The sequence below is a fragment of the Akkermansiaceae bacterium genome (assembly GCA_024233115.1).
In the GTDB taxonomy this organism is placed as follows: Bacteria; Verrucomicrobiota; Verrucomicrobiia; order Verrucomicrobiales; family Akkermansiaceae; genus Oceaniferula.
Map to the genome: position 1 here is coordinate 763,348 of JACKQB010000001.1, position 14,212 is coordinate 777,559.

12 protein-coding genes and 1 tRNA gene are annotated in these 14,212 nt (G+C 53.8%); 5 read left to right on the forward strand and 8 right to left on the reverse strand.

Going from position 1 to position 14,212, the window contains the following annotated elements:
• Positions 1-147: 147 nt before the first annotated feature.
• The 3 genes from H7A51_03200 (at position 148) to H7A51_03210 (ending at position 5,866) form a co-directional block, all read left to right on the forward strand.
• Entirely contained in the window at positions 148-2,235 is a 2,088-nt protein-coding gene (locus H7A51_03200) for a DUF2961 domain-containing protein (GenBank protein MCP5535225.1), read from the forward strand.
• A 168-nt stretch (positions 2,236-2,403) separates the two neighbouring features.
• Entirely contained in the window at positions 2,404-3,792 is a 1,389-nt protein-coding gene (locus H7A51_03205; GenBank protein MCP5535226.1) for a sulfatase, read from the forward strand.
• Between the two features lie 28 nt (positions 3,793-3,820).
• Complete coding sequence (locus H7A51_03210) at positions 3,821-5,866, forward strand: raffinose synthase (GenBank protein MCP5535227.1); 2,046 nt, start codon at positions 3,821-3,823, stop codon at positions 5,864-5,866.
• Positions 5,867-6,013: 147 nt separating this feature from the next.
• On the opposite strand, the gene H7A51_03215 is transcribed toward H7A51_03210, so the two are convergent.
• The 7 genes from H7A51_03215 to H7A51_03245 all read right to left on the reverse strand — a co-directional run bounded on the left by H7A51_03215 (position 6,014) and on the right by H7A51_03245 (position 11,238).
• Positions 6,014-6,101: transfer RNA gene (locus H7A51_03215), tRNA-Leu, on the reverse strand.
• A 124-nt stretch (positions 6,102-6,225) separates the two neighbouring features.
• Positions 6,226-6,990: a hypothetical protein gene (locus H7A51_03220; GenBank protein MCP5535228.1), complete on the reverse strand. Its 765-nt coding sequence runs from the start codon at positions 6,988-6,990 to the stop codon at positions 6,226-6,228.
• Positions 6,991-7,108: 118 nt separating this feature from the next.
• Positions 7,109-8,722 (reverse strand): L-aspartate oxidase, encoded by a 1,614-nt coding sequence (gene nadB / locus H7A51_03225; protein ID MCP5535229.1) that lies wholly within the window; start codon positions 8,720-8,722, stop codon positions 7,109-7,111.
• Positions 8,723-8,787: 65 nt separating this feature from the next.
• Positions 8,788-9,456 carry a DUF4349 domain-containing protein gene (locus tag H7A51_03230; protein MCP5535230.1) on the reverse strand — a complete coding sequence of 223 codons (669 nt, stop codon included), beginning with the start codon at positions 9,454-9,456 and terminating at the stop codon, positions 8,788-8,790.
• A gap of 99 nt (positions 9,457-9,555) precedes the next feature.
• Positions 9,556-10,308, reverse strand: coding sequence for an ATP-binding protein (locus tag H7A51_03235; GenBank protein ID MCP5535231.1), 753 nt, complete (start codon positions 10,306-10,308; stop codon positions 9,556-9,558).
• Complete coding sequence (locus tag H7A51_03240; GenBank protein MCP5535232.1) at positions 10,305-10,823, reverse strand: AAA family ATPase; 519 nt, start codon at positions 10,821-10,823, stop codon at positions 10,305-10,307. The genes H7A51_03235 and H7A51_03240 overlap by 4 nt, the downstream gene beginning before the upstream one ends.
• Positions 10,824-10,974: 151 nt before the next feature.
• Positions 10,975-11,238 carry a HigA family addiction module antidote protein gene (locus tag H7A51_03245; GenBank protein MCP5535233.1) on the reverse strand — a complete coding sequence of 88 codons (264 nt, stop codon included), beginning with the start codon at positions 11,236-11,238 and terminating at the stop codon, positions 10,975-10,977.
• Positions 11,239-11,619: 381 nt separating this feature from the next.
• On the opposite strand from H7A51_03245, the gene H7A51_03250 reads away from it, so the two are divergent.
• Positions 11,620-12,066, forward strand: coding sequence for a hypothetical protein (locus H7A51_03250; protein MCP5535234.1), 447 nt, complete (start codon positions 11,620-11,622; stop codon positions 12,064-12,066).
• Positions 12,067-12,524: 458 nt separating this feature from the next.
• Here the strand turns inward: H7A51_03250 and H7A51_03255 are convergent, their stop codons facing one another.
• Positions 12,525-13,205 carry a helix-turn-helix transcriptional regulator gene (locus H7A51_03255; protein ID MCP5535235.1) on the reverse strand — a complete coding sequence of 227 codons (681 nt, stop codon included), beginning with the start codon at positions 13,203-13,205 and terminating at the stop codon, positions 12,525-12,527.
• Positions 13,206-13,417: 212 nt separating this feature from the next.
• On the opposite strand from H7A51_03255, the gene H7A51_03260 reads away from it, so the two are divergent.
• A complete protein-coding gene (locus H7A51_03260) occupies positions 13,418-14,203 on the forward strand; it encodes an SDR family oxidoreductase (protein MCP5535236.1) in 786 nt (261 codons plus the stop codon).
• The last annotated feature ends 9 nt before the right edge of the window (positions 14,204-14,212 follow it).

Here is a 14,212-nt window from a genome sequence, read left to right on the forward strand (position 1 = left end):
TTGGTTTATGCCTCCGGGAATATCGAGGCTCGGCTCCGGGCCACGTTGCACAGACAATCGTCAATGTAGCCTGGGATGGGATAGGATATGCGCAGCTTGGTCATTGAAATGTAAGAAATACCACAATCAATGGTATACCTCATACGTATGAAATCAGTATGCATAGCTTGTTCGGTTTTGCTGGGGATGGGTTCGCTACAAGCGGCGGCGCCGGTAAGCATGGAGTCGTTGTTACATGAAATGGTGGATCGCGACGCGGTCAGTCGCTTTCCCGGGTCGGATTTCCGCTTAAAGCAGGAAAGCAGCTACAGCCGAAAATCAAAGACTCCCGACGATGCAAAAGGCTGGTTCAATAATAAGGATAATAACACCAGCGCCGACCATGATTCGTTTATCCGGATCGATGAGGTCAACGGTGAAAAAGAGTGGGTCCTGATGGATCACAAGGGCGCGGGCACGCTGGTGCGGACATGGATGCCGTTTCGTAATATAGGAAAGCCGACCACTGATATACAAATCCGTGTTTATATCGATGGTGCGGTCGAGCCAACGCTTGAGGGGAACATGTTGGGATTGTTCAATGGGGATGATTTTTTCCCCTACCCGTTTGCCCATAAATCGCTGGCTTCGGCTGTGAATTTCTTTCCGATTCCCTATCAGAAGGGCCTGAAAATCACGACGACCCATTACCCGTTTTTCTATGTCTTGACTTACCGTGAATACCCGGAGGGAACCGCTGTGAAATCATTTACTGTGGCCGACTACAAAGCGGCGGCTCCTTTGATCAAAGAAGTGGGTAAAACACTACTCAACCCGACGGCGCAAGGGGTGGCTGACACGGTCCGCTTCTCAGCCCAATTGGGCAAGGGGGAATCGGAGTCGATTGAATTACCCAAAGGGGCGGCGGCCATTCGTGAACTCTCGGTGAAACTGGCTGATTATCACAAAATGTCAGTCACCCGCACGACGGTTTTGAAGATTGAGTTTGATAACAAGGAAACGGTTTGGTGTCCGGTTGGTGATTTTTTTGGCTCCGGGATGGGCCTGAACCCGCATCAAGGCTGGTACCGCACGGTGGAAGACGATGGGACCATGCGCTGTCGGTGGGTGATGCCTTATCAAGGCACGGCCAAGGTTTCCTTGGTGAACTTTGGCGACGACCCGGTTGCGGCGGAAGTCGAGGTCAAGACGGGTGCTTACCAATGGAATGGCCGTAGCATGTATTTCAATGCGGGTTGGCGTGGCCAGTATCCTGTGCCGACGCGACCTTACTCGGACTGGAACTACCTGACGGCCAAAGGTCGCGGCGTCTATGTTGGCGATACACTCACTGTGATGAACCCGGTCGAAAAATGGTGGGGCGAAGGTGATGAGAAAATCTGGATCGATGGAGAGGATTTTCCGTCGATGTTTGGCACGGGAACCGAAGACTATTATGGTTACTCGTGGGGTGGGCAGAGTACTGATTTTTATCATCACCCGTTCCACGCGCAACCACGGGCGTATGTTTACAATAAGCTGAACCGCAAGAAGGGCAATGAGCGGAATACGATGGGCTACAGTGTCGAGACGCGGAGTCGGTCGCTCGATACGATACCTTTCGGCAGTTCAATCAAACTGGATATGGAGGTGTGGTCGTGGACGGATTGCAATATGGGTTACGGAGTAGGTGTCTATTGGTATGCATTTGCAGCTACCACCTCGAACCGTCAGCCTGAACCCGTGGAGGTGTGCAATGTGCCCCCACTGCCTAAAGCCTATTTCTCGACTGGAGTCCAAAAAGAAAATGTGGGAGCAGCAACGTTCAAAGGCGCGATTGAACTCAGCCCCGGGCGTATTGTTTCGAAGTCTGAAAACTTGAGGATCCAGGTGCATTCCGCAAGGGCTGCCAAGAAGTCATGGAACAAGGGGGATTATCTTTTTACCAGGTCAGCCCTTGGAGATTTTGTTGAGTTTAAAATAGCGGCGCGAAGCCCAGTGGCTGAGAGGTTGTTTTTGAATGCTACGAAGGCGCCGGACTTGGGGATCCTCGGGTTCTCAGTCAATGGCAAGGTGGTCAAGGCGACCGTGGACCTCTATTCGAAGAAAGTGGAGGCGACCGGCCTGATCGATCTGGGTATCTTTGATCCTGTGGATGGCTTCTATGTCCTGCGCGCTGAAGTGGTAGGGAAAAACCCCAGGAGCAAGGGGGGCTTCCTCGCCTTGGATTGTATCCAGTTGAAGGCCGCACAATAAAAGAAAAAACCACCTTTTCAGGGGATATACAAAGGAGGGTGCTTAGTCTAGGCTACAACTATGAGCAGACTCAAAGATCTTTCCTTGAAAACATGTGTCAGCGCAGTGTCCCGATTACCCGGTGCGCTCTCGCTATTCGTTGTCATCTTCTGTTTCATACCTGAGAGTATGGCGGAAACCCGCCCTCCTAACATTGTGGTCTTCCTCGTTGACGACCTTGGCTATATGGATATTGGTGCCAACAACCCGTCGTGTTTTTATGAGACTCCGAGTATTGATGAGTTTGCCAAGACAGCCATGCGATTCACCCATGGCTACGCCGCAAACCCGGTTTGCTCGCCAACGCGTTATAGCTTGATGACGGGCAAGTATCCGACGCGTGTGGGGGCGACGAATTTCTTTTCCGGTATGCGGTCGGGCAAGTTCAAACCGGCGCCCTTGAATGATGAAATGCCCTTGGACGAGATCACCCTGGCCCAGGCGCTGAAAAAAAAGAACTACGCGACGTTTTTTGCCGGGAAATGGCACCTCGGACATACCGAAAAACACTTACCGCAAAATCGTGGATTTGATGTCAACGTTGGTGGCCACAAAGCGGGTGGCCCCTACACTGGAAAAAAATACTTTGCCCCGTTCAAAAACCCGCAGATGGAAGAAAGCCCTGAGGGGGAGCACCTGCCGGATCGTCTGGCGCGGGACACCGCTGCATTTATCGAGGCGAATAAAGACAAACCCTTCCTTGCCTACCTGTCATTCTACTCCGTCCACACCCCCTTGATGGGTCGACCTGATCTGGTGAAAAAATACCTAGCGAAGGCAGAAAAGGTGATGGGCAAGCCGTTCACCGAAGTGCCGGGTGAACTCATGGGTAAAAAACGCCAGAAGGTGCGGACGCTTCAGAGCCATGCTGTCTACGCGGCGATGGTCGAGGCCATGGATCAGGCGGTCGGCAAAGTGTTGAAACAACTGGAGGCTTCCGGTGTGGCTGACAATACCATGGTGATTTTTACATCCGACAACGGGGGTCTATCCACAAGTGAGGGCTGGCCGACCAGTAACCTGCCGCTACGAGGAGGCAAGGGATGGATATACGAAGGCGGCATTCGCGAGCCATGGATCATCCGCTATCCCGGAGTGACCAAGGCTGGCTCTGTTAGTGAAGAGACGATTTGCTCGATTGATCTGTATCCGACTGTGATGGCGGCGTCGGGGATTGAAACCAAGCATGAGATCGACGGGATCGATATCTCCCCCGCGCTCAAAGGTGGCACTCTCGATCGTGACACCCTTTACTGGCATTACCCGCATTACAGCAATCAAGGGGGGCCTCCCGGTGGGGCGATCCGGGTCGGCGATTACAAACTGGTCGAGCGTTACGAGGACGGCAAGGTCATGCTCTTCAATCTGAAGGATGACCTGGGCGAAACGAAGGATCTGGCGGCACAGTTCCCGGAACGCGTCGCCAAGATGCGTGCCAGCTTACACAAATGGTACCAAAGTGTTGATGCCCGGTTCCTGCAAAAAAACAAGAATGGTCCCGAGCCATGGCACCCATAGTCTGCGGCAAAATACCTGATAGAATCCCATGAAGAAATTACTGATCCCCGCCATAATTGGCTTTGTTTGCTGTGCCGCCGTGTCTGCCCAGGAAATAAAAATCACCTCCGAGCCAACCGGCTTCATTGTCGAAAAAGGCATCCGTCAAAAGCCGGACAAGGCAGGCTTTGTGTTATCCCGGGAGGTGAAGTTACCCGCCTTCAAACGCGGGGCCTTTTATCGTCCTTTTTCCGGCGGGGCAGCTCGTGGAAACCGCGTCGAGGCGGTCGCTTTTACCACCCTGGATGAATTGGCCGGATACACTCCCCCGAAGACCAGGAAAGACCACCACCATGTCCAGGAAGGGCAATTCATTTTGCTGGAGGTTGACACCGATCAATATCTGGCACTGCTGCCAATGACCTCCGGGAAAGTCTATGGTCAGTTTTTCAACGAGAAGGGCAGGCTGATGTTGAAAACAGGAAACTTTGGCACCCAGGCCGTCCAGGGCGACATTCCGCTGTTGATATGGGCTTATGGAAAATCCCCCTATGCCGCCACCTCCGCCGTGTGGAGGCAGGTGATTGAGTCTGGCTACGTGAACGCCGACTGGCGGTCTAACAAAAAGTTTCCAGAAGAACCATACGGCTACCTCGGTTGGTGTTCATGGGAGTTTTACAAAACGAGGATTTCTGAGAAAATTATCAGTAACGCCTTCCATACCCTGGAAGATTCCGATGCGCCTTTTCGATGGATCATGGTCGACGATGGTTATCTCGACGAAAAGGGAAGGAGGCTTCTCAGCTTCGGGGTCGATAAAAGGAAATTCCCTAACGGCTGGAAACCCATCATGGATCTCAAAAAAGACGATAAGATCAAATGGGTGGGTATCTGGCGAAACTGCGCCGGTTACATGTCGGGAGTTTCAGCGCAACACACGATGCCGGATCTGAAGCCTCATCTCACCAAAGCCAGGAAAGGCGGTATGATGTTGCCAAACGGTACCAAAGCGGCAGCTATGGCCTTTTATGATAAGATGACACTTGATACCAAAAAGAATGGTTTCAATTTTACCAAGGTCGATTTTCACACCAAGGCCTTCGACCTGTATCGAGGCATGCCCGATCCCGTCGGTGCCATGCGCGCCAACAATGAAGCGCTGGATGCATCCACCCATGAGCAAGGCATCCCGTTGCTCAACTGTATTGCCCAGCCTAACATTAACTCGCTACAGACCAAATACAGTGCCGTGACCCGCTCCAGTCCCGACTACAATCAGAAGGACAAGGACAAAAACAAGTGCAACACCTACCAGAGTTTCGCCAACCATTTGTGGATGGGACAGACGGTCTGGGGTGATCTGGATATGTTTCACACCCATGACCAGCGCGATGTCGTGCCGATGTCCATAGCGCGTGCCATTTCGGGTGGCCCGGTATATGTCTCCGATGAACCGGATAAGGTTGTCCCTGGGATACTGGCACCCTTTGCTTACCAGGATGGTAAACTTCTTCGGACCCAGGCACCTGCCACGCTATTACCGGAAAGCTTTTTCATCCATCCGTTCCGTGATGAAGAGGTATTCCGTGTGGTTGCTCCGTTAGAAGATCACGTTGCCGCGATCGCGTTGTTCAATTTCTCCGAAGCAGGGAAGACTCTTGAAAGCACAATTTCAGCCAAGGATTACCCCTATGCGGGTGAGCTGCTCCAGCCGGGCACCGGCCCATGGGAACAGCCTGAGGAGGGTTTGTTGGTCTATGACCTGGATCAGAAGAGAGTCGTCCCCCTGAGCGGAGACTTCAAGACGGAGGTTGCTGACTTCGGTGCCAAGCTCTTTCTGCTCTACCCCAAGACGCAAGGCTGGGCGGTGATTGGTCGTACCGATAAATACCTGCCGAGTGCCGCTGTAAAGGTGAAGTCTGTTTCCGAAAAGGAAATCGTGTTCACACTCAAGGAAACTGGCCCCTTGGCAATCTGGAGTGATCAAGGTGCGCCAATATTGAAAGGCGCGCGTTTTCAGCGCATCGCCGACAACCTGTATCTCGCGGATCTTCCCATCAAGGCCGGAGCGACAGAGCTTACCGTGACACGCTAGCTGGTCACAGCCCGGGGACATGCCGCCCATCAAACCATGGTCATCTCCGGAAGGTCACCATGGGGTTGGGGCATGGTTTTTGGAAACACGGTTTTACCTGGGCACAAAAAAACCCTCGATCCGTATGAGGGAAGGAGGGTTTTTAAATGGTGCTCGAGGGGGGACTCGAACCCCCACAGGATTAACTCCCACTAGATCCTTAGTCTAGCGCGTCTACCAATTCCGCCACCCGAGCACTGGTGCCAATCGTAGAAACGTGGTGCGGAGGAATTAGTGCCCCAGCGGGAAAAAGGCAAGCCAAGTTTTAAGAAAAATGAAGAAAAACGCTTGTTCAGCCCCAGGGTGCCGAAAAAGCCGGCTTATCGGCGGTTGTTTTTTTGCGCGTAGGCCTCGTCACGCAACTTGCGTAGGTAGACCATGTAATCCTGCCGGGCCTTCAGGTCGGGGTCGAGGCTGGGGTCTACAAACGGGTTGTTTTTCCCGTAATACGACCATGGCCCGCGGGGAATACGGGCGAAATCGATAAAGCGCCAGTGCACTTTGGCCGCGGAAGGCATGCCGAGGTAGTCGCGGACAGCCGGTGAGACATCGATGCCCGCACCATTGTTGTTGGCGTTTTTGGGTGGCTTGTTGCCAAAGACATACTCCCAGTCGTCGGTGGTGAAGGGGCCACAGTCTTCCCACTGCGCGTAACAAATTTTCGTGCCGTAGACGATCTGGATCCAGCGGCCTTTGCAGGCGGACTTTCCGGGACGTTTGTCAGGCCGACGGTTCCACCAGGGGATCACGTGGCCGGCTTCAGGCCGGCTTTTGTTGTAACTGAGGCAGTCGTTATAGGGAAGCGCGACGTAAAAGGGGTTCAGTCCGGGGGTGAAGGCCTTGGGCCGGTATTGGACACGGGCCGCCGCATCCGGGTTGTCATAGCCGCCGTAGTTAAGTTGCCATTGGGTATCCCATGAGCTGGCGTGGTTAGGTGTCGGGTTGTTCTGGGTGGGCTGTTCACCGATCCAGAAGACGGTGGCGGTGATGAATTTTTTCCAAGGGTAACGGATCGGTTGAAACGGATTGGTGGGTGCCGTTGGCGTGCTGACCCGTGGGCCCGGCGTGTTATTCTGCGCCGACAATGGCAGGCAGAATACGAGGAGGACCAGTGGGACGAGGAGATGCATCGAGCGCGTCATGGTGGGAGTCAAAGAGGGAGGTAGAAACAGGAATAGCGGGATGGATGGATGCTGGAAGCGTTTAGAAACGTCGTAGGATGGAGGGGACATTCTGGCGTTCGTCTTTATCGGGGAAATCGAGGGTGTAGTGGATACCGCGGGACTCGCGTCGGCGTAGGGCGCTATCCACGATCAGCGAGGCCGTGGCCACCAGGTTCCTGAGTTCGAGGATATCAGAAGTGACACGATGCCCCCAGTAAAAACTTCGGACCTCCCGCCGCAGGTTGCTGAGCCGGTTGGCCGCCCGGTCGAGCCGGTTGGTGGTGCGGACAATCGAAACGTAGTCCCACATCAGGCGGCGGATTTCATCCCAGTTGTGGTAGATGACGACTTGTTCGTCCGGTGGTGCGGTGTCGCCGTATTCCCAGGCGGGGATATCAGGTGCGGCAGGTGAGGATTTGGCAAGTGGGAAGAGACTGAGGATTTTTTTCAACGACCGGCGCGCCAGCACATGGCCTTCGAGCAGGGAGTTGGATGCAAGTCGGTTCGCGCCGTGCAGACCGGTGCAAGCAACTTCACCGATGGCAAACAGGCCGCGTATGTCGGTTTGGCCATGGGTGTCGGTGAGCACACCTCCGCACTGGTAGTGGGCTGCGGGAACCACGGGGATGGGGGTCGTTTCAGAATCGAGTCCGAACTCCATCAGGGTGTTGTAGATGTGTGGAAAGCGCTCTTTCATAAACCCCTTGGGCTTGTGGGTGACATCAAGGTAGACGCACTGGGCACCGGTTTTTTTGATTTCGTGGTCAATGGCACGGGCAACGATATCACGGGGGGCCAGCGATTTGCGGGGATCGTATTTTTCCATGAATTCGATGCCGTCGGCGTCCCGCAGGATGCCGCCTTCACCCCGCACCGCCTCGGAGACGAGAAACGACCGGGCTTTGGCTCCGGTGGCGGCGGGGTTGAAAAAACACGTCGGATGAAACTGGACAAACTCCATGTTGGCAATGGTCGCGCCAGCCCGCCAGGCCATGGCGACCCCGTCACCGGTCGAGCTGTCGGGGTTGGTGGTATAGAGGTAGACCTTGCCACAACCTCCGGTGGCCAGGATCACACGGTCTGAGCGGAATCGGTGGACTTTCCCCGATATCTCATTCAGCACATAGGCACCCAGGACCCGGTCCTCCGACACCATGCCGAGCTTGCCGGTGGTGATGAGGTCGATGGCGAAGTGTTCTTCGTAAAACGTGATGTTCGGCGTGTTCCGGGCCGTTTCCAGAAGTGATTCCGCGATTTCCCTGCCGGTGGTGTCCTTGGCATGGAGAATGCGCCGATGGCTATGGCCCCCTTCTTTGCCAAGGGAGAATTCCTTGCCTTCCTTGTCGAAATCCACCCCGCACGCGATCAGTTCCTCGATGGTTTGCGCCGCTTCGCCAAGGATGGTGCGCACGGCGTTTTCGTCACAAAGCCCGGCCCCGGCATCGAGTGTGTCGGCCACGTGGCTTTCCACGCTGTCGTCCTTTTCCCGCAGACCTTTCGGTAAAACGCTGGCGATCCCGCCCTGGGCCCAGGCGGTGTTCGACTCCAGCGCTTTCCCTTTGGTGATAATGGTTACCGTACCATGCTCCGCAGCCCGGATGGCAAAGGAAAGGCCGGCGATACCGCTGCCGATGACGAGGAAATCACTTTTCATGAGCGGCGATTCTAAGCAACAGAACCGCCTTGTCCAGCATCGGCTTTACTTACTCTTCCACCGTGTTATTTGATCACAAACAGTTTTTTGACACTCCACCAGGCACCTTTTCCTACGGCACCCAGCGGGCCGGGGATGTTTTTCTGCCGGATCCTGACGGTCAGTTTGCTGTAGGAAACATGTTGTTGCATCGCCTGGATTTTTCCCTCCAGGGAATCGAGCTCACTCTGGACGCGGGTCAGTTCTTTTTCCACCTCGAGGGTTTCTTTGACGGTCTTCGCCTGCTGGAGCAGGCTACGCAGTCGGTCACGCAAAGCCCGCATGTTGTTCAGTTTCGCCTGAAGGTCGATCCATTCATCCGTGACATCCTTGACCTGCACATGACGGGAGGTGACTGTTCCCAAAGTGGCCAGGCCATCCATCACGGAGACCAGTTCGGTTTTCGGCACACGCACATTCAGGTCAGCGTAGGCATCGCCGTCATCACTGCTATCGATACTCTCCAGATAGCCCCGGTGTTTTTTTACCAGTGCCTTGGCATCGGCGCTCGCTTGTTGGACGTCACTCACCCGGACCTGCATCGTTCCCGTCTTGATCAGCACACGGGATGAACTGGCTCTGGTAGCTTCTCCATATGCGGATTCGACAACCGGACTCGGAGCCGCCAGATGGCTGCTGCAGGAAACGGTGAACAGTGAGGCAATGGCCGGTAATAGGCAGGCAAGTAATTTCATGGTGCTGGAAAAACAGCACATAAGACCGGCGGGGTCAATGATTAAATGCTAAATAAGCAGCATATGGCTGTTGGCAGGGAGAGGGCGCCGAGTTAAGCGTTACCGGGCGAGCATCCATTGCCACGCCGTCATCAGTTGGGTGCCGGCTGGGATTTCAGGATAGGGCAGGCTGGTTTCAAGAATGAGCAGCAGCAGGGAAGCTTGCGGGTGATCGACCGCCGCATCCTGAAGTGCCCGGACTTCACGGGCGCGGGTGGCGGCGTCATCAATCGATTGACAAACTTGAATCAGGGCCTCCGATCCGTCGGGGATGCGGGCGAGGAAATCCACTTCGTATCCACGGGTTGTTTTCACATAACTGACCTCTGCGCCACGACGCTGAAGTTCGATAAACACGGCGGTTTCCAGGGCATGCCCCGTGTTGGCTTTTCCGCTCCGATCATACACCGGGATCAATGCCGTGTCGGCGGGGTAGATTTTGCGGGGGTTGACCTGTCGGCGTTTTTCGGAGTCGGTGGCGACAGGCACCGATTTCAGGAGAAAGGCGTCTTCAAGATGGTCGAGAAATTCATACAGGGTTTCGCGCCCCACCGGGATGCCTTGGGATTTCAGGTCGGCGGCAAATTTTGTGACTGAAAAGAGAGACGCCGGCGCACTCAGTAAACGGCGCAGCATCCAGCGCAAGGCGGTGGGATTGGATATTCCATGGCGCTCAACCACATCCCGTAGCAATAGGATATCGACGTATCCCGACAGCAGCTGCCGCGCATGCGCAGCTATCAGACCCTGCGCCTCTGGAACCCCTCCGTCATTGAGATACGCCGCGAACTTTCGATCAAGCTGCAGGTTCATCTTGCGGCTATCTTGCGGCTAAGGTGAACCGGGTCGGCTGGAATGCTCTGCTGGTGATGTGATAGATACTCCCTGAAACTAAACGGATGGATGACAATTTCCCAGCCCCGGCCACGCATGGACGTCGCGATTTCACGACTCAACAATTTGGCGGATGATCCGGAAAGAAAGACCTCATACCCCGGCGTATCCAACATTCTGCGGACAAAGACCTCCCAGCCGGAAACCAACTGGATTTCATCCAGATACAACGTGGTCGTGGTTTCTCCGGATTCGCCAAAAAGGCGCAGATGCGTTTCTGAAATCAAATGTAAATGCCCGGCGGTCATTCCCGCCAAACGTTCATCCTCAAAGTTCAAATAAAGGTGCTGACGCGGGGCGCTTCCCGCCTCAATGGCATCGGCCCGGCATTGGTGTAGAAAACTGGTTTTCCCCGCCCTACGCATCCCGATCACCGTCATCGCCTTCCCTTTGACCGGTGGCAACTCCACCTCCCGCCGCGTGAGAGCCAGCAAGGGAGACTCGATCCCCGACAGGATCTTTTCTTGGATGATTTGCTGAAATTAGGCTTCCATGAAGTCCAAAATCAACACGTATTCAGACTTTTTAAAAGTCTAAATAGAGATATGTGAGGGGAGTATTTGGGTAGCAACCCAAGCGCGGCATTTATGCTGACTTCAGACCCTGCCTGGCTTGGTGGATCTCATAATTAAGCTGAGCTTCCAACCAGATGTTGGCTTTGATACCTAGGAATGCTTCCAGCTTGAGGGCCATGTCCACGGAGATACGTTTCCTGTCGTGGAGTATATTCGAGATCATCCCCTTGGATACTGAACATGCAGCGGCAAGTTGGGTTTGGCTGATGGCTCTGTGTTCGAGCTCACTCTTGAGAAGTTCAATCGCAGGGTTGATTCTTGTTATAGTTTTCATAATATCTTGTTGTGTGTTGAGAGTTAGTGAGTGTCTTCAATTTTTACTAGGGCGACGTCCAGAAGTTCATCATCATGCCACTGAAAGGTGATTCTCCATTTGGATCTTCTGGATTCTGCATCGATTGAATATCTGTCATTATGGAGGGAGTGGTAGTGATATGAGGGAGTCAGTAGAAGGTCTTTTTCTGAGGAGATATTTAGGATGTCCAGTCTGGCGAGGGCTTACTGCAAATTCAGACTGCCAAACTTGCGGAGTTCTTTTTTAGTGAGCGGCTGATTTCGAAAGATTTTTTCAGTGGTTGTATCTGAGAAACTTTTGATCATGGGTTGAGAGTATGCCAAAAGGTAAACTTCAGCAAGTGAGAAAGTATGCTAAAAGGTGAACTTTGTGATTTCTAAGGTTTCGTTCTCTGTGGTTGGGTGCCACAGATGCCTCGCTCCAAGGGTAGTTTTTGCAAAGATTTTTCAAGAGGCAGCCTATGATCGCCGTTTCGAGGAAGTGAATTTATTTAGCCTCAATCACGATCGCTTGCTTGAGAATTTTCTAAGATCAGAGGGAATCCATGTAGTTGATGGATTCGATGTGGAAAACACTTATGGCATCCGTCCATGGAATCCTGTGCTGTTCGGCCCCATGCGAACTCAATCATCAGGGCCTGTCGTGCGTCTGCTCAAACTTCATGGCTCTATTGATTGGCAGCGGTTTCGCCCAAGGGAAGCACAGGGTAGTAAATATAATTCGAACCCTTGGCGTGAAGAATACGTCGGTATACGAACTAATTCCGAGCTGGCAGGAGTGAAAGACGAGAGCGGTCTGACCACATGAGGGGATTGGTCGTGCGCTCTTTCTGGCTGGCACTTTCAATAAGATGTTCGGCTATTTGAATCACGTATTCCTAGAGCTTCACTACCGCTTCCATAGCACGTTGATCGAGGCCTCGGGATTGGTTATTTCCGGTTACAGTTTCGGTGACAAGGGTATCAATAGTCGCCTTACCGATTACATGTGTCTTCCAGTTAATCGAGGTGAAAAGAAGGTGGTTTTGATTGATCCTAGGCCACTTGAGGAAGTGGAACAAAGTGCTAGGGGTGCGATTGCTGGAAAACTGATGGCATGGAGGGATGACGGAAGATTAGTCCACCTTCGTGCTGGGATTGAAAGCGAAGACGTGACTTGGGCGAGAGTATCAGATGAATTACTTTCACAGTGACTGCTCATGGCACTTCGCCATCGCTTCTTCTGCATCATTCGCGGTCATCCATTCTTCTTTCTTAAGAACTGGACTAATGCATGAACGACTTCCGGTAGTTGATCGGTGACTGGCCGCAGCAGGACTTGAACTGTCGACTGAAAAAGTAGATGTCTTTATACCCTAACGCCTCGGCGATTTCCCCGACCCGGAGGCTGCTGCTTTCTAGTAGTCGGCGGGCGTGGATCATCTTGCAGTTGAGCAGGAATTGCTGCGGCGGCTGGCCGACGAGTTTGGAAAAGGCGCGGTCGAAGTGTGAACGTGAGATTCCCAGTTGTCGGGCGATGGAATCCATCGATTGCACCGACGCGGGGTCTTCGCGAAATATTCGGATCGCCTCGGCCACCCGCGGGTCGAGTGAGGCGCCGGCATCGACTCCGGATTTTTCACACGACTGGATAAGCAGCTGATAGATAAGCTTGGCGAGATCCTCATCGTGCTCCCGGCTAATCGCGGTGCGCATCACCACGTCGATCTTCCTTTGCATCAGCGGCAGGGATTCGATCATTCCTCCGAGCAGAGGGAAATTGTCCACCTTGTCGAGAACCTCGCCATTCATTGTTGGTAAAAAGTGGGCGGAGAAACGGGTGATTCTGGGGCCGGAGTAGTGGGCTGCGGAGATTTCCTGCTGGGGAGAAAAGACAAAAAAGCTACCGGGTTTAACCGGATATGTTTCGCCGTCGCAGCTCAGATAGCCTTCGCCTGAGAGGGCCACCCAGAAATTGAAGTGCCGTTCGTCGCGTGTTTCCCACCGCCAGTGCTCGACCTCGGTGCAGAGATAGGGGAACCATGGGCGGTCGACCAGGAGGACGCCGTCGAAGCCTTTCGGGAGGATGGAATGTGAGTCGCTGATAAATGATGAAATAATGCAAATAGATGATGATGCAATCCATTTCCTTGGGAAAGATGTTTTGCTATAACCCGGTTGTGACTCCTTCAGAATATCTTAGCTCAGTCTTTAGTCTCGAAAACAAAGTTGCCGTGGTGATCGGCGGCACGGGGGTGCTTTGCGGTGCGATGGCCGAGGCCCTGGCCGCCGCAGGTGCGGAAACGGTGCTGGTCGGGCGCAGTGAGGAAAAAGCCAGGGAACGGCTCGCCACCATCGAAGCAGCGGGTGGAAAAGCCTACTTTGAAAAAGTGGATGTCAACTCCAAGGCCTCCATCCAGGAGTTGCTCGACAACGTTCTCGCCAAGTCCGGAAAAGTCGACATCCTGATCAACGGCGCGGGGATCAACTCGCCGACACCGATCTTTGAGATCGAAGAGGAAGAGTTCGACAGCATTCTCAACACCAACCTCAAGGCGGTCCTTTTTGCCTCGCAGGTATTTGGCAAATACATGGTTGATCGCGGCGAGGGTGGCAGCATCATCAACATCGGCTCCATGAGTGGCGTGGTTCCCATTTCCCGTGTGTTCACCTACTCCGCCACCAAGGCCGCGGTGCACAACCTTTCCAAAAACCTTGCCCGCGAATGGGCGGAGAAAAAAGTACGTGTGAATACCATCGTGCCAGGGTTTTTCCCCGCCGAGCAAAACAGGAAGATCCTTACCCCCGATCGCGTGGCCAGCATTATGAAGCACACGCCGGCAAACCGCTTTGGGGAAGCCCATGAGCTGGTGGGTGCCACCCTTCTGTTAGCCAGCGATGCCAGCAGTTTTATGAGCGGTGCCGAACTTGTCGTGGATGGCGGTTTTGCCTCGATGACTATCTAACCAGCAAAC